The organism is Parabacteroides gordonii MS-1 = DSM 23371, from assembly GCF_000969825.1.
In the GTDB taxonomy this organism is placed as follows: domain Bacteria; phylum Bacteroidota; class Bacteroidia; order Bacteroidales; family Tannerellaceae; genus Parabacteroides; species Parabacteroides gordonii.
Window position 1 is genome coordinate 176,491 of record NZ_KQ033919.1, and the last position, 21,196, is coordinate 197,686.

Sequence of the window (21,196 nt, forward strand, 5' to 3'; positions counted from 1 at the left end):
AATTTCACAGATATGAAAACCTATCATTTCCTGACAACCGCCGCCCTCATAGTGATGGCCGGCTGTTCACAAAACGAGATCACAGACATCAGTCCGGATGCCAATCCGGCAGTGGGCTTCGATATTTATACCGGGGCACAGACAAAAGGGACCGTAACGAACAACGAGTCAACTGGAACCGGAATCAAAAACAACACCGGCTTCGGCATTCTGGCCTACTATACCGGGCAGGCAACGTGGAATAGTTCCAGTGGTTTCGACCCGGATTTTATGTGGAACCAACAGGTGAAATATGGAAGTGGCTGGAAATACACCCCTGTCAAGTACTGGCCGAATACAGAAGGCGATAAGATCTCTTTCTTTGCCTATGCACCGTATAGTACGACACAAACGAGCAGCAGTGAAACGTACGGTATTAAACTACCGGCAGCCGCTGCCACAACGAAGCCGACCATCACATTTAAATTGCAAGAAGATCCGACAAACATGGTCGACCTCGTAGCCGGTTTTCAGAAAGACCAGCAAAAGCAGACTACAGCTGTTGCTTTTACGCTTGGCCATCTGCTGTCGCGTGTCGAGTTTAAGGCGAAGCTGGATGCAGCTCTTACATCAACCAATGAGACGCATGTTTTCATCACCGGAATGCGTATCCTGGGAACAGCGAGCAACGGAACAGGTAAAGATGCTTCCGGTGTAAACAGTGTTTCTAAATTCTACAGTACGGCTACCTACGACTGGTCTGCTGGAACGTGGGATTACACAACAGTAGCTCCTACAAAGCAATCTGCAGCTTATTCCATAAACAAGGTAATGGATCTTAAATCACCTTCAGATAAAGGTGGATATGCGACTTCGAGTGTGGAAGTGACTCAAGATGGAAATCTTACAAAACTATTTAAAACAAACCAATACTTATTCCTGATCCCGCCCGCGGATAATACCGATCTTACCTCGGGTGGCGGTATTACAGCAGCGACCGATGTACGTGTGCAGGTAGATTATGATATCGTTACGGTGGACAATAAATTAACTGCGGGACATTCTAAAACATCTACCAGCGCTACGATATCTTTGCCTATCGGGACATTGAAACGTTCAAAAGCTTACGAATATATCCTGACTATTGGTCTGGAAGAGGTTAAAGTAAGTGCAACGGTTAGCGATTGGGCAAACGCCGATCAGGTTTACATCCCGTCTGTAGATGTAACTGAAGTTGCCAGCGCCACCAATGCCGGATCAGCCATTACGAGTTTGAATACAATAAAAGGCAGCAATCAGAACTGCAATTACTTTGTGGTGAACTTTAAAACGGAACCGGCTGGCGCTACCGATTGGAGTATTTCGGCAACAACAACAGCCTTCAAGCTTGGCGACCAGATTGAACTGAAGTTCCCGACAAGTACTAAGCCGTCAAGTGTAACCTTGGCTGGTTGGACAGTCGTAAAAGGTTCTAGCAACAACTTCATCCTGACTAAAAACAACTAATCCCGCCATGCCGAAGTCTCCCTTTATATTATCCCTTCTGCTCCTGCTCGCCACCGGTTGCGAGCGGGAGGTAGACGGCGATATGACAGAACAGACGCCTGTTGCCTTCACCGCCCGTATGGATGGTGAAGAGGCGACGCGGGCGGCAGGCGTGATTGATAACGCCAGCCTGACCTCGATGGGGGTCTTTGCCGGTTATTCGGGGCAAAGCAACTGGGATGGAGCCGCGTCGACACCCAATTTCATGTTTGACCAGCTGGTGGAGAAAGCCGCCAATGGTACCTGGACCTACACCCCGGTGAAATACTGGCCGAACACGGCGGGCGACAAAATCAGCTTCTTTGCCTATGCGCCGCATAAAAGCCAGATGAAAGGGCTGACAACACTGGGATATACTAATAATTCTTCCGGTTATCCACGTCTCCGGTATGAGCCGCCTTTGGATGCGACCCAGCAAACCGACCTGCTCTTTGCGTCTCCTCTGACGAACAAGACAAAGGGAAGCAAGCTCGCCTTTACGATGGGACATGTCTTGACACATGTGCTTTTCAAGGTGAAGAGTACGAGCGCGATTGCTGTCAGCAAGGTAGAAGTGATCGGTGGTGCTAATTATTCATATATACAATTCAAAGCGGATGGTTATTACTACCTCTCATATTCTACTGATAGTCCAATTTTCTACAGAACACTCTCGCCGGCAACTACTGTCGCGGCCAACACGTTGACCGATCTGGGCGACTTCTTCCTGCTTCCCCAGAACGCCAACAGCGTTAGGTTAACCTTCACTGTAGACGGCGGTACTACCCTTGAAACGAAAGAGGTCGCCTTGCCCGCTTCCCCCGCCTGGGATATGAACAAAACGATCGCCTATACGCTCAACATCGAGAACAAAACGAAGATCACGCTGAGTGTGAAAAGCTGGGATGGTGGTTCGGTGAGCGGGACGATGGGGGAAGAGGCGCCGACAACAGGGTATCCGTTTACGAAGAACGGGATTGTGTACGAGAGTGCGACGAAAGCCTATTACTTTGGACCAGAATATTATTATGATTATTTAGGGGACGGATGGGGACAAACAGAAGCTGGTTGGTTTAAATGGGAGCCTGCTATCAGAATATGTAGAGGTAGGCATTCCACTGATGTTTATGGTGCGGCAGAATGGAGGTTGCCTAATATAAATGAGTTGGCACTTGGTAGACAATTGGGAATTGTCGGCGGTTCATCTTATTGGTCTATAACGGATAATAGTTCAAATTTCGCGGGTTGTGCCTGGGCTTTATCCGGTGGTAACAAAAAGGGAGATGCTAATAAAGAGTCAGGTTTACGTCTCTTGTGTATACGCGATATAGGAGAATTGACTTATCCGACTGTACGAACCACTTCAGATGGTTTCCCTGTAATTTACCTGAGCGCCACGCAACGTTTTATGAAGCAGCAGGAATGGAATGAAACGGGCTTTATCACCTTTGATGCTGCAAAGACTTATTGCAGTGGCCTGGAAAAGGGTGGTTATTCGGACTGGCGGCTTCCCACAGAGAATGAACTTACCTGGATGACTAATTTTGGATATATCTCGTCCACTTTCATGTCATCTTCGGGAAGGGCCGTAGTGGGGGGATATAAAGGTGTAGAACGCTGGAATGCAGCTAGCCCCACAGCCACAGGACGTGTAGCATGTGTACGCGACTATTAATGAAGGACAGGGCATCCGCCCACAGCGGTAAACTCCCTGCGGATAGCCGCTAATTGGAAATAAACCGACGCTCTTTGACATGCTGGAAACGGATAAATAAACATTGCCCGGAAGCTCCGGGCGATTCTTTTAATCATTTAAATCATAATACAATGGCAGACATAAAAACAAATTATGTATGGTCGTTCGATCTCGTGGAGAATACGATGACCAAAGATGTCAAAGAAGATTTCGTCGCCTCGGTGCGTACGAAAAAGTCGATGACGATCGATGATATTGCCAACTCAATCGCTGCCGAACGTACGGAATACCGTATCGACACCATCAAAAACATTACAGACCTGGTCGATGAAAAGATCCGCCAGCTGGTTTGCGACGGGTATACGGTAGTGACCGGCTCGGCACAATATGCCCCTTCCATCCCCGGTGTATTCATCGGCGATAAAGGAGTTATCGATCCGAAAATAAATAAATGTGCGGTCAACATCACCCCAGCGCTACCCATGCGTACGGAGGTGGCGAAGGTTGAACCGAAGTTCTCCGGCACTGTCCGCCGTATGGGTGGTGCCCGAATCTCTCTGGTGCTCGATGTGGCAACCGGCAAGACCGACGGTACAATCACGCCGGGTGGCATGCTGGATGTGACAGGCACGAAGATCCGCTCTGTCGGCGCCGGTGGTACCGGGCTGGGTGCTGTGAAGCTGGTAAAGGTAGCCGACCAGTCGGAAGCTGCCACCTTCACCCAGTTGGGTATCAACGATCCCAGCCGCCTGATGTTTACCTTACCGGCCGACCTGGCCGACGGCGAATACCAGTTGGTGGTCGAAACCTGGTTCAGCTCGACCAGCACGCTCCTGAAAGAGAAGCGTACGCTGGTCTACCCCTTGTCGCTGGTCGTGGGCGGCAGTGCCGGCGGTGGCGAAGACGACCGTCCGGTCATCGAATAACGTTTTGCGCAGGGAGCCTGCGCCGACCGGCGCATGGTATCTGCTCCGAGGCGCGCATGCAACCTGCGCCGAAGCGCGCATGCCGTCTGCTCCGACCGGCGCAGGTTGTCTGCGCAAAACACCATCCGTTTCCGGCATGCCGCGAGGGCATAAAATAACAAAGAAACGAAATATGAAACGAAACTTTCAATCTTTTGCCGGCACTTGCCGGGCAGGCTTGCTACTCCTGCTGACAGGCTTGTTTGCAGGCTGTACCAACAGTATGCCGGAACGGGAAACCGGTATGGGAGAGCTTATCGAATGCGCTTTCCGGCTAGACGCGGGAACACCCGTTTCGGTGGAGACACGGGGAATCATAACAACACCGGATGCTACGATAAACAATGTATGGGTCGTTCAGCTCAACGCGGATGGTACGGCTGCCCTGGTCCCACCGGTATATGTGTCGTCCGTTGCCGACGATAAAGTGATAACCCTGCTGCTAAAGAAAGAGAAGAGCACACTCTATTTCTTTGCAAATACCGGCCAGGCTGACTTTTTTGATACAGAAGCTACACTGTCTTCATTCACGACGAGTGTGTTGGAAACTAAAACGCTTAGTCGTACTGGCTTTGATTCCTGGAATGATGAAGATAACGTACCCATGTATGGTACCTGGGTGGGTGAGCCTACCCCGCCCCAAATAACCGATGCAGATGGAAATAAAGATGAAGTGGAACTGACACGTGGTCTGGCTAATCTTTCTATAAATGTCATTAACAAAGTCCCCTTTTCATTTACAGACCTTCAAATATCTTTACATAACGTCCCCGGTGTATTGCAACTGGCACCGACGGCAACCGGTACGTATCCTGTTACCGGCATTACTTTTTACGAGTCGACGCCATCAAGTAATCCCTCTCTAAACTTTTACATCCCCGAAAACTGTCGCGGCACAGGCAGCGGCCGTTACGAAACGGAGAAAACGGCAGCGATGGTAACGGCCGGCGACAAAGCCACCTATTTAGAGATAAAAGGAACATACAACGGCATTGGCGCCACCTACCGTTTCTACCTGGGGGGCAACAACACGAATGATTATAATGTGAAACGAAATACCATGTATACCGTAAGTATCACCATCAGCGGCAAAAACCGGCTGGATGCACGGCTGACGATGGATGCCTACCCGCTGTCGGTATCATCGGGTTCCGGTGCGGCATGGGGAGATGGTAGCAACACGAATTTAACCGGTAGCCGGAATTAAAAACAAATATAATTATGGGAATAAAAAGATTTTTATCCGCCGGATTGCTTATGGCGGGCATTATGGCATTATTCTTCGGTTGCGACAAAGAGATTACCGAAGAAGGAACGCCGGTTGTCGATGGAAGTAATGGCAAACTTCTCTCTCTAACCGCTTCCGCGCAGGACTTCATCAATATGGAAACAGGTACACGCGCTTCCGAAAGCGGTACGACCCTGTCCTTTCAAAGCGGCGATGAGATTGGCGTGTTCGGTGTCAAGAACGGTAGCCTGGTCTGCAACAATCTCCGGTTTACAACGACAAACGGCAGTACCTGGTCGGGCCCCGAAACCTATCACGAAAGCGGAACGACTTATTTTGCTTACTATCCCTACGAAGCCGGCATGAACGGCAAAACCAGTCTTGCCGCCATACAGAGCGAATTTGAGTCGCGCCTGAACGGTAACCCGGATCAGAGCAGCCAGGCAAATTATATGACTTACAGCAAATTGCTGGTATCTACTTCCGGTAGCGTATCGCCCTCGGGCGACCGGCTGTCTTTCAGATTTAAACATGCGCTGGCAATGGTAGAGGTTGTTTTGCCGGATAAACTGGAGGGGACAATGAGTGCCAACGGAAAAAATTTTCCTCTTTATACTCCCTCGTCCCTGTCGATAACGGCATCTTTTTCGCTAAGCTCTACCTCTGTTTCCTTTTATAATATCTCCGGCAAGACTTACCGGAGAGTGGTAAAGCCCGGTACAGGATTAAATTTTAAGGCTACCCTATGCAATGCCTTCAATTATACGGACAATTCGACTGTAAACGCCGGGAGTTATAAGAAATTTACCTTGGGGAATGTGAGCGAAACTATCCGGATCGGCGATTTTGCCTATGGGAAAAATAGCGGTACACTGGCCTTTTATCCCGGTAGCACGACGACCGATGCCCCGGATAAAGACAATTGTATCGGCGTGGTGGCAACTGTCGGCAACCAGTACAATCGTAGCGATAGTTATACACATGGCACGGTGGTGGCAAAAAACGACTGCCCCACTGGTTTCTGGGTGTTTGAAAATGGCGTCGACCGCTCTGCGATCGTCAACTCTTATTCTCCTAAAGCTCCATCCGGAACTACCGGCTGGTATTTGCCGGGTAAAGCCGAACTCTATTATCTATGCACCGGAAGGTATGATTCTTCATTTGATGCTAAACCTGGTGATGCGCCTAGTGATAATAGGGTAACAGCAATGAAAAAGACGTTGAATAGTTTTTTTGCCAAATCAGGAGGTAATGCATGGGCAGATAGCTCTGTTGATCGTTATATTGCAGGTAGCAGCGCTGCATATTCTGAATATGACTATATTCTCTTTTTCGGTGTTGGTAGTTTTGGTCTTACTACCTCTGCAAATCATGCCCGCCTCTGTTTTGCCTTTTAAATCATTTTCCATTCAATAAAATCAAATATCATATATTAAAATGAACAAAAACGACCTCATCACCCGCTTGGCAGCCAAGCTCGATATCCCCTGTACGGCCTCCAGAAAATACCTGGAAGCCTTCGAGGAAACCCTCGGCGAAGCCTTAGAGAAAGGAGAGCCTGTCGCATTGCAGGGCTTCGGCACTCTCTCCCCCTGGCAGCAAACCGGTCGCCCTGCCCGCAACCCCAAAACCGGAGTCCCTTGCATGATCGCCCCGCGCCGCAGCGTGAAATTTAAGCCGGGCAAGGGGCTGCTGGAAAAATTGAACGGCTCCGAATACGAGTAGTGACATATTGCTGACAAAAACTATTCTGCTACAGCGTAGCAACCAGCTCTTCAAACTTATCTTTGTCGAGCGCTTTGCTTCTCACTTTGCTGCGATACGAATAAACGGTAGCCAGCGAATAACCCAGAAAATGGGCGATATTGCTGCTGTCGTTGATTCCCAGGCGGATCAGGGCGAAGATGCGGAGTTCCGTAGATAATATCTCTCCTGATTTTGGGCTTAGTTTTCCTTCCTCCGTCATCAGGTCGTTAAACGATTTGATGAAATGGGGGAATAGCTTCAGGAACGATTTATCGAACTCATTGTAGAAATTCTTCCGTTCATCGCGTATGAATTGTTCGGACTTGATTGTTTTGAATAAGTCGTCCAGTTTGGAGGCCATAGCCAGTTTCGCTAAAGAACGGCGATAAGTATCCAGTTTATCCAGATAAATGACACATTGGTTCAGGTAAAGGGCAATGTACTCTTCCTTTATTTTACTGGCCTGGCTCAACTCTTTATTGATCTCCTGTAATTGTTCATTGGAGGCACTGACTGCTTTTCGCATGAGGGAAAGTTTCTTCATCTGCCGGTACAGGTAGATGATCGTTACCAATAACAAGAAGGATAAAAAGCTCACACTGATCAGTAACGTGCGCGATATCTGTTTCTCTTTCTCGATTTTCAGTTTATACACTTTATCCACGATCGGGAAAAACTCGGTTACTTCTACCGAACGGAGACGGGCATTACAGGCAACGGCATCTTCCATCGAGCAACTCAGGTATTTGTAGGCCCGTTCGATATCTCCCTTTTCAAACATCAGCAAGGCCAGTTTTTGCAAGGATATATATTCACGTTTGGCTGCTTTCAGGTCGGCTATGGCGGTTTGTGCCAGGTAATAGATTTGTTTTTCGGTGTCGCCTTTCTGGGCATAGGCCTGCGACAGGTTATATAACAGATAGACCAGTGACTCCTGGTTGTCCAAACCTTCCAACTCTTTATTTATCAGTTCGATTGCTTTATCCGCTTGTCCGTCTACGATCATTTTGTCGGCCAGTACCACACTGTGGTCGAGCTGGTTGGTAGTGAGGGATAAGATGGAGTCGCGGTAAGCGTTCGTTTTCTCGATATACTTGTGCCGCTCGTCGGTACGGGTGTAGTCTGCTATCCAACCGTAGTAAGTACGACAGGTATAATAATAGTAAAGCAGGGTTTGGTTGTCCAGTTGATCCCGGCGTACCTGTTCCAGTTGGGCGGCCACCTCATTGTAAAGTCCCATGATTCCCAGTACTTCGGCTCTTGCAATCCATAAGTCGTTCTCGTACTGTGGATTTTGGAGGGACGGAAGGAGTGCTTTCCTTTTTTCCAGATAATGCAGTGCCGAGTCGGCCTGGTAATGTAGGTAGATTCCGTACAGGGAACTGTACAGGTGATATTTTTCCTCCGGCGAAGGAGTGGCATGTGCCAGTTTCCGGATACTGTCTATCTCGTGTTCCCGCTGTTTGTGAAAGTCGGCTTTCATTGAGATGGTACGATCCAGCTCTTTGAGCAGGGATTTGATCGTCGGCTTATCGCCGGATGCATGTGCCGGCAATATCGACAAAAGGAGTAGAAAAAGAGAATATATCGTGTTTTTCATGTTGTTGATTTGATTCATCTAGCGCAAAGGTAGTGAAATACATTTGAAATACCTTCTAATGCGTTTTGATTTTTTGCCTGGTTGAAATATGTTATTATGTTGTATTACAGGTGAAAAGGAGTTTTAAGGGTTTTGATTTTTTTTCTAATGCGTTTTCCCGGTAATCCATCCCGCTACATTTGCATCGTTCACCAACAAATCATTCCATGAAAAAGATAATTGTAACCTTTGTATTATGTCTGGGCTTTTGCCTGCCTGTTTTGTCAGGCGTAAAAATACAGAAAGTGGAACCTGCTTTCTGGTGGTCGGGTATGAAGAATCCCGAACTGCAAATCCTATTATACGGTACGGATATCGCGACCGATAGCGTATCGATAACTGCTTCCGATATTCGCGTGAAAGAGATCGTGAAGCTACAAAATCCGAATTATTTACTGCTTTATCTGGATCTGTCGGAAACTGCTCCGCAGCAATTCGACATTCAACTGACAAAGAACGGGGAACAAACGATCATTCCTTATCAGATAAAAGAACGCGAGAAGGACTCGTCTGCCCGGGAAGGTTTCCATGCTTCAGACGTTTTATACCTGATCATGCCCGATCGTTTCGCCAACGGTGATCCGAAGAATGATGTCGTTCCGGGAATGCGCGAGTCGAAAGTGGATCGTACGGATATGTATGCCCGCCACGGAGGTGACCTGAAAGGGATAGCCGATCATCTGGATTATTTCTCCGACCTGGGCGTTACCGCTATTTGGCTGAATCCTATCCTGAAGAACGATATGGCCGAAGGCTCCTATCACGGGTATGCCATTACTGATTATTATGAAGTCGATCCTCGCTTCGGTGATAATGAAGAGTTTCGCCAACTGGTTAGCGCGGCTCATGATAAGGGATTGAAGATCGTAATGGATATGATCTTTAACCACTGCGGAAGCGAACATTTCTTCTTTAAAGATAAACCGTCCGACAACTGGTTCAACTTCCAGGATAATTTCGTGCAGACCGGTTACCAGACGATGCCGCAGGCCGACGCTTACCGTTCTGATTACGACAAAGTAAAAAATATAGACGGCTGGTTTACCCAGTCGATGCCCGACCTGAACCAACGTAACCGGCACGTGGCTTCTTACCTGATCCAGAACAGTATCTGGTGGATTGAATATGCTGGGATCAACGGTATCCGACAAGATACGCATCCGTATGCCGATTTCGATATGATGGCACGTTGGTGCAGGGCTGTCAATGCTGAATATCCCGATTTTAATATAGTAGGGGAGACGTGGATCGGAAATAATGTAGGTGTCTCTTTCTGGCAGAAAGACAGCAAAGTGGCTTATCCCCGGAACTCTTACCTGCCTACGGTAATGGATTTCCCTTTGATGAATATCATGTCGTCGGCATTCGATGAAGAGACGAACAGCTGGGATAGGGGACTGGCACGTATTTATGATTACCTGACACAGGATATCGTGTATGCCGACCCGATGAATCTGTTGGTATTCCTCGATAACCACGATACCTCCCGTTTTTATAAAGTACCGCCTACAGGCGACCTGAACCGCTACAAACAGGCTTTGGCTTTCCTGTTGACCGTTCGTGGTATCCCGCAGATTTATTATGGCACCGAAATACTGATGGCAGCCGATAAAGCCGAAGGCGATGGCGTTCTGCGTCGTGACTTCCCTGGCGGATGGGCTGGTGACAAGCAAAACGCATTTACTCCGGCCGGTCGCACCCTTCAGCAGAACGAAGCCTATACATATATAAGTAAGCTACTCAACTGGCGAAAAGGCAATGATGCGATAGCCAAAGGTTCGTTCAAACATTTTATTACGCAGAACGAAGTATACGTTTACGAACGTAAGTACGGAAATCATTCCGTTGTCGTTTTCCTGAACGGCTCTGATGCCGACCGTACGGTCGACCTGGCTCCTTATCAGGAAGTTCTTCCCGCCCGCCGGGCTTACGACCTGTTGAACGACCGGCAGATCGATTTGCAGACCTCTTTACCGCTGAAAGGTAAGGGCGTGTTGATCCTTGAATTCGGAAAAGTTAATTAAATCATATAATAACACCATGAGAAGTAAAGTATTAATATGGATCGCCCTGCTCGGATGCAGCACGATCAGCTATGCACAGCAATTGTTGTCGCCTGACGGAAACCTGGAAATGAATTTCCGGTTGGATGAAAAAGGCGCACCGGTTTATGACCTGAGTTATAAACAAAAAGAAGTGATCAAACCCAGCCACCTGGGACTGGAGTTGAAGAAAGAAGATGCGGATGCCGCCGTCGACTTTGAGTTCAAGCAACGCAAGGACGTGGATGCACTGGATAAGAAAACGAATCTGTATGACGGTTTCCGGATAAAGGAGACCCGTACTTCCAGCTTCAATGAAACCTGGCAACCGGTCTGGGGCGAGGAAAAAGAAATTCGGAATAACTACAACGAACTGGCAGTCACTTTGGAACAGCCATCCAACGACCGTTCTATCGTAGTTCGTTTCCGTCTGTTCAACGATGGATTGGGTTTCCGTTATGAATTCCCGCAACAGAAAGAGTTGAACTACTTCGTGATCAAGGAAGAAAAGTCGCAGTTCGCTATGGCAGGCGACCATAAAACATTCTGGCTGCCGGGCGATTACGATACGCAGGAATACAGCACCATGACCTCTCGCCTGAGCGAGATCCGCGGTTTGATGAAAGAAGCTGTTACTCCCAACTCATCACAAACACCTTTCTCACAGACCGGTGTACAGACTCCGTTAATGATGAAATCGGATAACGGATTATATATCAACCTGCATGAGGCTGCTTTAGTTGATTATTCCTGTATGCATCTGAATCTGGATGATAAAACGATGACGTTCGAATCATGGTTGACACCGGATGCAAAAGGCGATAAAGGATATATGCAGACACCTTGTCAGTCACCGTGGAGAACGGTTATCGTAAGCGATGACGCTCGTAATATCTTGGCATCCCGTATCACCTTGAACCTGAACGAACCGTGTAAGCTGGACGATGTATCCTGGATCAAGCCGACTAAATATATCGGTGTATGGTGGGATATGATTACCAACAAAGGAACATGGGCTTATACCGACGAATTGAGCAGTGTCAAATTAGGCGAAACCGATTATTCAAAAACAAAACCTAACGGCCGTCACTCTGCCAATACAACGAACGTAAAAAGGTATATCGACTTTGCAGCCGCCAACGGTTTCGATGCCGTCCTGGTGGAAGGTTGGAACGAAGGTTGGGAAGATTGGTTCGGCAAGAGCAAGGACTATGTATTCGACTTTGTTACTCCCTATCCGGACTTCGATGTACAGGAAATCCATCGGTATGCAGCCAGCAAAGGTATCAAGATGATGATGCACCATGAAACATCCGCTTCCGTCCGCAATTACGAACGTCATATGGAACAAGCCTATCAGTTTATGGTAGACAATGGTTATACCAGTGTAAAGAGCGGTTACGTAGGCGATATCATTCCCCGCGGTGAGCATCATTACGGACAGTGGATGTGTAACCATTATCTGTATGCCGTGAAGAAAGCTGCCGACTACAAGATCATGGTAAACGCCCACGAAGCAACACGCCCGACCGGCCTGTGCCGCACCTATCCGAACCTGATCGGTAATGAATCGGCCCGTGGAACAGAATATGAATCATTCGGCGGTAACAATGTCGACCATACAACGATTCTCCCTTTCACTCGCCTGATCGGTGGCCCGATGGATTATACGCCGGGTATCTTCGAAACACATTGCAGCGCGATGAATCCGTCGAACACTTCACAGGTTCGTTCGACACTGGCACGCCAGCTGGCACTTTATGTAACGATGTACAGCCCGCTCCAGATGGCAGCCGATGTTCCCGAACATTACGAACAATATGCCGATGCTTTCCAGTTCATCAAAGACGTTGCCCTTGATTGGGACAAATCTCTCTATCTGGAAGCAGAGCCGGGTGACTATATCACGATTGCCCGTAAAGCAAAAGGAACAGGTAACTGGTTCGTAGGCTGTACGGCCGATGAGAACGGACACGAATCCCGCCTTTCTTTCGACTTCCTCGATCCGGGAAAGAAATATGTGGCCGTAGTTTATGCCGATGCAAAAGATGCCGACTGGAAAAATAATCCGCAGGCATATACTATAAAGAAAGGTGTGTTGACAAGCAAAAGCAAATTGAATTTGAACGCAGCCAGTGGCGGCGGCTTTGCCATCAGCATTCAGGAAGTGAGCGACCCGAAAGAATTAAAAGGGTTAAAAAATCTATAAGGTAAAAGGATTGTTTAGGTTATTAAGTAAACTTGTAAAGAACTTAAATTTAAGTACATGAAACATTTAAGGTTTAAAGCTCTGTTGATGTTGATCACAGGCTTATGTATGTCCCTTTCTGTTTTTGCTCAGCAGATAACAGTGAAAGGTGTTGTGAAAGATCCTACAGGAGAGCCGGTTATCGGTGCGAATGTTATAATAAAAGGAACGACGAACGGTACGGTTACCGATATAGACGGCCAATTCATTCTGGCTGCATCCAAAGGGGATATCCTTTCGGTTTCGTTTATCGGTTATAAGGCAATGGAACTTCCGGCTGCCGCCAATATGAATATTTTGTTGGAAGAAGACTCCCAGATGCTGGAAGACGTAGTGGTGATCGGATATGGTACGGTAAAGAAGAATGATGCCACCGGATCTGTTACAGCCATCAAACCGGATGAAAAGAACCGGGGATTGCAGGTGAGCCCGCAGGATATGTTGATGGGTAAAGTGGCTGGTGTATCGGTTGCTTCTTCTACCGGACAACCCGGTTCATCGTCGACGATCCGTATTCGTGGCGGTTCCTCTTTGTCTGCTAAGAATGATCCGTTAGTGGTTATCGACGGGGTAATCATGAGCAACAGTGCTCCCGATGGGTTAAGCAACCCGTTGAGTACGATCAATCCGGCTGATATCGAGTCTTTTACTGTCTTGAAGGATGCTTCGGCTACAGCTATCTACGGTTCGCGTGCATCGAATGGTGTTATCATCATCACGACGAAGAAGGGTAAGAGCGGTAGCGTGAAGATCAATTATAGCGGAAATGTATCGATCAGTACGAAACGTAACACGATCGATGTGATGAGTGGCGATGAGTTCCGCGATTATATAACGAATTCACCGAATACGACCGAAGGTATGCTGACTGCATTGAACCTGCATCCGGGTGTCAGCACAGACTGGCAGGATGAAGTGTTGCGCACGGCAGTTTCTACCGATCATAATATCAGTGCCTATGGTTCTGTAAAAGAGTTTATGCCTTACCGTGTCTCTTTCGGATATACCGACCAGAACGGTATCCTGAAAACATCCAACTTCCAGCGTTATACTGGTAGCGTTTCGTTGACTCCGACCTTCTTCAACGATCACCTGCATGTGAACCTGAACGGTAAAGGTGTATATATCAAGAACCGTTTTGCCGATACAGGCGCCTTAGGTAGTGCCGTTTCTTTCGACCCGACCAAACCGGTATATAATAACAGTAAATTCGGCGGTTTCTTCACTTGGACAGGTGATTATACACCCGATGGAACAAGATCCACTTCAGCCGGCGTCAATCCGGTATCCATGCTGGAAATGAGAGACGACCGTTCGACAGCCAAGTCATTTATCGGTAATGCACAGTTCGATTACAAACTGCATTTCCTGCCCGAACTGCGTTTCAATATGAATATGGGTATCGATTATGCCACTGTGGACGGTACGAATTATGTCGATCCGAACGCTCCCGGTTCTTACCAACCGGACGATGATGCCACCGGAAGCAACCGCATCTATGGCAGTTCGCACAACAACAAACTGTTTGACTTCTATGCACAATATGCGAAAGAATTGCCCACCCTTGCCAGCCGTTTCGATATCATGGCTGGATATTCTTACCAGAGTTACCAGACCAAGACAGACAATGTAACTTACTATCTGTCGCGTAAGCCTGAAACATTCGGACAGAACACAACGGTAAGCAATGAGTTTAAGGAAACCGATACGAAATATGTACTTGCTTCTTTCTACGGACGTATGAATTATTCGTTGATGGATAAATATCTGTTGACATTCACCCTTCGCGACGATGCCTCTTCCCGTTTCGCCAAAGACAAACGCTGGGGACTGTTCCCTTCACTGGCTTTGGGTTGGAAGATCAATGAAGAAGGTTTTATGAAAGATTTCAGCAAGCTGGATGAACTGAAGCTGCGTCTAGGCTGGGGTGTTACCGGACAGCAGGATATCAACCAGGGCGACTATCCGTATCTTTCTTTCTACCGTGACGGAAAAGGTGGAGCGATGTATCCTTCTTATGATGCGGCAGGAAACGTAACCTGGGTAAATGTAATGGCTCCGACAGCAGCCAACCCGAACCTGAAGTGGGAAACAACGACGACTTACAACGTAGGTTTCGATTATGGCTTCCTCAACGGACGGATCACCGGTGCTATCGACGGTTATTACCGGAAGACGAAAGACCTGATCAATGCCGAGGTAAACGTTCCCGCCGGAACGGACTTTGCCGAGTATGTGGTTTCAAATATCGGCTCACTGGAAAATAAGGGCGTTGAGTTCTCTATCAATACCCGTCCGGTCGTAAGCCGTGATTTCAGCTGGGATCTGGGCTTCAATATCGCCTACAACAAGACAAAGATCACGGAACTGACCTACAACGATAACTCGGACTCTCCGGGTAAACGTTACGAGTCGACCGGTGGTGATGGCGGTTTGCGCCTGAAGATACACAGTGTCGGATATGCTCCGGGTTCTTTCTATGTGTTCGAACAGGTGTATGATGACGCCGGCAATCCGATCGAAGGAGAATATGTAGACCGCAATGGCGACGGCGTGATAACAGACAACGACCTGTACCGTTATAAGAATCCGGTGGCAGATGTCCTGATGGGCTTCAACTCGAAGTTTACTTATAAGCAATGGGATCTCGGTTTCAACGGACGTGTCAGCCTGGGTAATTACAACTTTAACGCAACGGCCGCCAATGCAGCATTGGGCGTCAACGAATTGTTCGGTAACAATGCGTTGAGCAACAAACCTGTATCAGCGTTGAAGACCGGTTTCCAGTCGCGCCAGCGTCTGTCGGATTACTATATCCAGAATGCCTCGTTCCTGAAGATCGATAATATCACATTAGGATATAATGTCGACAAGTTTATCAAGACCGGTTGGAATGCTCGCTTCTACGCCACCGTACAGAACCCGATCATTATCACTAAATATGACGGCCTGGATCCTGAGGTAAACGATGGTATGGATAACAATGTCTATCCTCGTCCGCTGACTGTATTATTCGGAGTTAACATTAATTTCTAAAACGTATCGATCATGAAACTGAAAAAATATATATCGTTAGGTATTGCTTCATTCTGTTGTGTCTGGGCTACTTCCTGTCTGGAAGACCTCGATCAGGAGCCTATACTGGATAAATCCAGCAATTCTATTCATAACGAAGCCGATTGCCAGTCGTTTCTGGCAAAGATATATTCCGGCTTCGGCCTGTCGGGTAACTCGTCCGATGCTAGTGTCGAACCTGACTTGCAGGGGGGAGACCAGGGATCGCTCGTATTCCTTCGTGGATTGCTTTCTTTACAGTTGTTCCCGACCGATGAGGCTATCTGGAACTGGGCGGACGAAGGTATCGTGGAATTATGCCAGGTCAACTGGGATTATACGTTGCCCTATGCCTATTCTTTCTACCAGCGTGCCATGCTGAACATTCGTTACTGTAAAGAGTTTCTGGATGTTTATGCCGACGACAGCAACATCCCTGATATTCAGAAATACCGCGATCAGGTACGTGGCCTGCGTGCTATGAACTATTATTACCTGATCGACCTTTACCGTAATCCGGGAGTGGTTTGGGACGACAGCCCTACGGACGACAAATCATGGAAACCGTCACAGATAGGAGCAGAGGCTCTTTTTGATAAGATCGTTGCCGAACTGGTCGATCTGTCAGAGAACGGTAACCTGGATGAAACTCCTTCTATGGCTACTTATGGCCGTGTAACGAAACCGGTTATTAATACGCTTCTTGCTAAAATGTATTTGAATGCGGAAGTGTACACCGGCACTCCGATGTACGACAAGGCAGCCGCTTATGCAAAGAAAGTGATCGATGCCGGCTTCGGTCTGGAAGATAATTACGCCAACCTGTTCTGTGGTGAAAACCACCTGACGGGTACGCATAAGAACGAGATCATCTATGCCATCCCCTTCGATAATGTGAATGCAAAGAGCTTCGGTAGCACGATCATGCTGACTGCTGCCGCTTATGGTGGCGATATGGATCAAACCTGGTTCGGGATGTCTTCTTCATGGACTTGCCTGAAGCCGACACAGCAGATGATCGAATTCTTCAGCGGTAGCCCGGATGCAGGAACCGATAGCCACGGCAGTCTCATCAAGAAAGATAAACGGTATGCCTTCTTCGACGGTGCCGGTACACGTACGCCGGAATCGAAAATGCAGGACTGGAATACCGGTTACCTTTGCTATAAGTTCACCAATTTAGGATGGGACGGTGCAGCTGTAACGCCCACACCCGATCCGAACACTGACTTCCCGTTGTTCCGCCTGGCGGATATCTATCTGATCTATGCCGAGTGTGCAGCCCGCAATGCGGCCGGAACCAATAAGGAGCAGGCAGTTGAGTATGTCAACCTGCTTCGTGAACGTGCCAATGGCGATAAGAGTGCCAACATCACAGCATCCGACCTGTCTCTGGATTTCATCCTCGACGAACGTGCCCGCGAATTATATTGGGAAGGCCAACGCCGTTCCGACCTTGTCCGCTTCGGCAAATTCACGAAAGATTATGCCTGGGCTTATAAAGGCGGAACACTGGAAGGCGTAGCCAATGTCGATAGCCGTTTCAACATCTATCCGATCAGCGACCGCGACCTGACAGCCAATCCGAATCTGGTGCAGAATCCGGGTTACGAATCATTGAAGTAATAACATCTAAATCTGTAAACAAATGAAGAAACTTAATATATTAGTTCTTCTCCTGACCGGTTCCCTGTTGTGGGCCGGTTGCGGAGACGACAGAGACGATAATCCGGTATTCCAGGAACCGACCGAGTTTAACCTGAATACTCCGGCGCAGGCTACCGATGTGTATGACCTGGAAAATCTTTCAACCATCGAACTGACCTGTACGCAGCCCGACTATGGTTATGTGGCCGCTACAGCCTATAAGGTGCAACTCTCTTTGGAGAATACATTTAAGGAAGCCGACGAAGCCGCCGGAACAACAGCCAATTATGCCACCCTCTCTACCACTTATACGCTACCGCAACTAAAAGTGGATGCCGTAGAGTTCGCTATGGCCATGCTCTCCTTATGGAAAGCATCGAACGATAATGCCGACCTTCCGGAAACACCCATGCCGGTCTATATCCGTTTGAATGCCGCTTTATCCAACAATGGCATGGGGCAGATCTACTCCAATATCATCGAACTGCCGAAAGTCTTGGGATATAATGTAGAGTCGCCTGTGACTTTGCCTGCCCGGATGTTCCTGGTCGGCGACTTTGCTTCGGGTAGCAGCTGGGGCAAATGGGTCGAAATGATTCCGGTAACGGATACTCCGGGTAAATTCTGGTCTGTACAGTATTTCGGAGGTAATAATGTAATGAAGTTCAATGCCCAGCCAACCTGGGACGGTAACCAGGTGGCTTATTCGGAAGGCCTTGTTCCTGCTGCATCGGCCTCTTATGCCGGCGTATCCGGAGTGGATGACGGAAGCGGCGGACAGAATATCGGTGTGAAGAATGCAGGCTGGTATATCATGGTGGTTACAACCGAACTGGAAGGAAAGGACTTGAATTACACCCTCGAATTCCTTGCTCCCGATATCTACCTGACCGGTGATCCTTCCGGCGGCTGGGACACATTTGACGATGCCCGCAAGTTTACCGTACCTTCCGGTGAAGGCGAATTTGTTTCACCCGCTTTTGTAGCTGGCGGCGCTTTACGTATGTGCATTAAATTACCGTCAACCGACTGGTGGCGCACCGAGTTTGCTATCCTGGCTAATAAGATCGAATACCGTAAAAACGGAGGTGATCAGGAAGCAGTGAATGTTTCAGCAGGCCAAAAGGCTTACCTGAACTTCCTGGATGGCACAGGTCGTATCAAGTAAAAGCTCCCTGGTGGGGTGTGAAATTGTCGATAGCCGTCAGTAATGTTGCTGACAGCTATCGACAATTTTGTTTATAGCTATTAATAATAATTTACGAAGGCATCTGATTCTTTTTATCCTCCAAATTAAAAGAGATTAGTAGCGTATCCTGAGACGGATAGGACTTTATGAATAAAAGCAAACAGATATTAAAATGCTGAGTTTCTGTGCTTTTTTTAATTGTAATTAATCAATTGTATGTACAAATAAGCTACCTTTGTATACATTAAGACCACAGTTTTGATTGTAAAATCATAAGAGTGTTTTGTAGATATGACATGGGTAGAGACCATATATAATGAATAATGTTATAGATCACGATTAAAAATTGCAGGTGAAAGCCGGAAAAGTATCAGTGCGTTTTCGTACGGATATGATTAGTCAGGCTCTGTTTTTTATGTAGGCGTCACCGAACGGCTATACGAAATGAAATCTCTCCCATGATTTATGAGGAATAATTATTCATGGCCTTGAGTGGCTGTGTGGAGTAAAAACTATGATGAGAGCTTTAGTTGGAAAGGAGATTATTATAAAAATTATATCTATTAAAAAGGTCGTTTTGGCTATTTTGACAGGAGGACTGATCTTTACATCCTGCTTGGACTATTCCCACGAATATGAGGATAAGGGCAATGCGGGTGATAAAGATGAGCTGGAGGGGTATATCTCCCTTACATTCATCAACGGTAGCGGAACTGGCATGAAGACAAAAGCGGATGATGACCTGCATTATGGAACTGCAAATGAAAATAAAGTAAATTCAGCTCTTGTTGTTTTATATAATGGCGACGATCCTGCTACTAGTGAGGTAAAGTATCAGATTGAATTTACAGATATAGGTACTCCCGCTATGCCTGGTAGTGATATGCACAGTATAACGTTGGGGACGAATACTACAACTTATAAAACAAAGGCCAGGAAAATTAAAAAAGATAATTATAAACTTGCGGTATTTCTTAATCCGCCTGCCGTTCTGAAGGACTTAACGATCGAGGGTCAGAAACTGGGGGTTATGACGGCTGCTGCAAAGGTCACTGTCGACCTGCTTACCAAAGGGAAGACTACAAGAGACAATTTTCTGATGAGTAACTTTGCGGGATTGGCCGATGTGGCTAGAAACGATATTTACGATACCGAAGCCAAAGCTGAAGCTGCTCCGGTAAAACTAGATGTTGAGCGTGCAGTAGCCAAAGTGACTTTGAGTGTTGCGGATAATCTAGCCGCTGCTTCAACGAGGCTGGGGGCAACTATTGGTGAAATTAAGTGGGATGTCGATGTGGTAAACAAAAAAACATTCTGGATGAGAAACGCGGCTCCCATGCTTGACAAAACTACTATTTCGTCAGGATCTGCTACCCAGACCACCCAGGAAGTAGCAACAGCCGAGAATCGTATCTATATGTATGCTACGGACCCCAATTGGGATGGAATCAGCCATAGCCGCAATCCAACTCTTATAACTTCGCTTACAAATGAGTTTACTTATAAAACCGGAACTATTGCTCTTACTTTAGTACCTTCAACATCCAGTGATCCTGTCGATGCATACGTCACAGAAAACACAATGACCGATTTGGAGCAATGGGAGGATGTAACTACCTGTGTGCTGATCTCTGCGGTCATTACTCCAAAAACAACATATTTTGGAACATCGTTGGGCTTAGGTTCTCCATACTTCTTATTCCGTAATATGGCTTTCACTTTCACGGATATACAGCAGATTTATGCTGCTTACAGTAATCCGGCAACGATTATTACCAGTGCTGGTAAAACATGGGAAGTTCTTACGGAGGAAGCTGCAAATACCAGGATTATTGCTTTACCTGATATTTTAAATGGAATGAAAGGCTCTGAGGATTTTAATAGATATACGGACGTTCCCGAGACCTCGAAAGATGTTGTTAAATCGAATGGAACGGTCAGTTTCTTTGCAGCAAACGCCCCTAACTATTACTATGTGCCTATTCGGCATTTCAGAGACGGGCTTCAAAGTAAACCCATGGCATATGGTCGGTATGGCGTTGTCCGCAATAGCTGGTATAATCTGTCACTGACCAGTATAAGGAATTATGGCACGGGTGAGATACCGAAAGACAGGCCTGATCCGGATGACAAAGAAGACTCCTGGTTATCCGTTGAGTTTACAATCCTACCCTGGGTGGAGCGGGAGCAGGGGATAGGGCTCTGAGAGCATATTCAGGGAGGTGTCAAATGATTAAAT

General features: G+C 47.4%; 13 protein-coding genes. 12 read left to right on the forward strand and 1 reads right to left on the reverse strand.

Annotation, left to right across the window (positions count from 1 at the left end; translation table 11 throughout):
* The first annotated feature begins 12 nt into the window (after positions 1-12).
* From HMPREF1536_RS00845 to HMPREF1536_RS00870, 6 genes are all read left to right on the forward strand, one after another.
* Positions 13-1,485 (forward strand): fimbrillin family protein, encoded by a 1,473-nt coding sequence (locus HMPREF1536_RS00845; protein WP_028730516.1) that lies wholly within the window; start codon positions 13-15, stop codon positions 1,483-1,485.
* Between the two features lie 7 nt (positions 1,486-1,492).
* On the forward strand, positions 1,493-3,178 hold the full coding sequence (locus HMPREF1536_RS26510) for a fimbrillin family protein (protein ID WP_028730517.1): 1,686 nt from the start codon (positions 1,493-1,495) through the stop codon (positions 3,176-3,178).
* 152 nt (positions 3,179-3,330) lie between these two features.
* Complete coding sequence (locus HMPREF1536_RS00855; protein ID WP_028730518.1) at positions 3,331-4,125, forward strand: DNA-binding domain-containing protein; 795 nt, start codon at positions 3,331-3,333, stop codon at positions 4,123-4,125.
* A gap of 172 nt (positions 4,126-4,297) precedes the next feature.
* Entirely contained in the window at positions 4,298-5,371 is a 1,074-nt protein-coding gene (locus tag HMPREF1536_RS00860) for a DUF4906 domain-containing protein (protein WP_028730519.1), read from the forward strand.
* 14 nt (positions 5,372-5,385) lie between these two features.
* Positions 5,386-6,789, forward strand: a complete 1,404-nt coding sequence (locus HMPREF1536_RS00865) for a fimbrillin family protein (RefSeq protein ID WP_028730520.1) — start codon at positions 5,386-5,388, stop codon at positions 6,787-6,789.
* Positions 6,790-6,829: 40 nt separating this feature from the next.
* Entirely contained in the window at positions 6,830-7,117 is a 288-nt protein-coding gene (locus tag HMPREF1536_RS00870; protein WP_028730521.1) for an HU family DNA-binding protein, read from the forward strand.
* A gap of 28 nt (positions 7,118-7,145) precedes the next feature.
* On the opposite strand, the gene HMPREF1536_RS00875 is transcribed toward HMPREF1536_RS00870, so the two are convergent.
* Positions 7,146-8,738, reverse strand: a complete 1,593-nt coding sequence (locus HMPREF1536_RS00875; protein WP_028730522.1) for a DUF6377 domain-containing protein — start codon at positions 8,736-8,738, stop codon at positions 7,146-7,148.
* 206 nt (positions 8,739-8,944) lie between these two features.
* On the opposite strand from HMPREF1536_RS00875, the gene HMPREF1536_RS00880 reads away from it, so the two are divergent.
* From HMPREF1536_RS00880 to HMPREF1536_RS00905, 6 genes are all read left to right on the forward strand, one after another.
* The gene (locus HMPREF1536_RS00880) at positions 8,945-10,801 is read left to right on the forward strand and encodes a glycoside hydrolase family 13 protein (RefSeq protein ID WP_028730523.1); all 1,857 of its coding nucleotides are present in this window, start codon (positions 8,945-8,947) and stop codon (positions 10,799-10,801) included.
* A 16-nt stretch (positions 10,802-10,817) separates the two neighbouring features.
* Positions 10,818-13,028, forward strand: a complete 2,211-nt coding sequence (locus tag HMPREF1536_RS00885; protein WP_028730524.1) for a glycoside hydrolase family 97 protein — start codon at positions 10,818-10,820, stop codon at positions 13,026-13,028.
* 57 nt (positions 13,029-13,085) lie between these two features.
* Positions 13,086-16,103, forward strand: a complete 3,018-nt coding sequence (locus HMPREF1536_RS00890; protein ID WP_028730525.1) for a SusC/RagA family TonB-linked outer membrane protein — start codon at positions 13,086-13,088, stop codon at positions 16,101-16,103.
* A 12-nt stretch (positions 16,104-16,115) separates the two neighbouring features.
* Positions 16,116-17,747: a RagB/SusD family nutrient uptake outer membrane protein gene (locus tag HMPREF1536_RS00895; RefSeq protein WP_028730526.1), complete on the forward strand. Its 1,632-nt coding sequence runs from the start codon at positions 16,116-16,118 to the stop codon at positions 17,745-17,747.
* 22 nt (positions 17,748-17,769) lie between these two features.
* On the forward strand, positions 17,770-18,936 hold the full coding sequence (locus HMPREF1536_RS00900; RefSeq protein WP_028730527.1) for a SusF/SusE family carbohydrate-binding protein: 1,167 nt from the start codon (positions 17,770-17,772) through the stop codon (positions 18,934-18,936).
* A gap of 535 nt (positions 18,937-19,471) precedes the next feature.
* Positions 19,472-21,163, forward strand: a complete 1,692-nt coding sequence (locus HMPREF1536_RS00905; protein ID WP_225607995.1) for an Mfa1 family fimbria major subunit — start codon at positions 19,472-19,474, stop codon at positions 21,161-21,163.
* Positions 21,164-21,196: the final 33 nt, after the last annotated feature.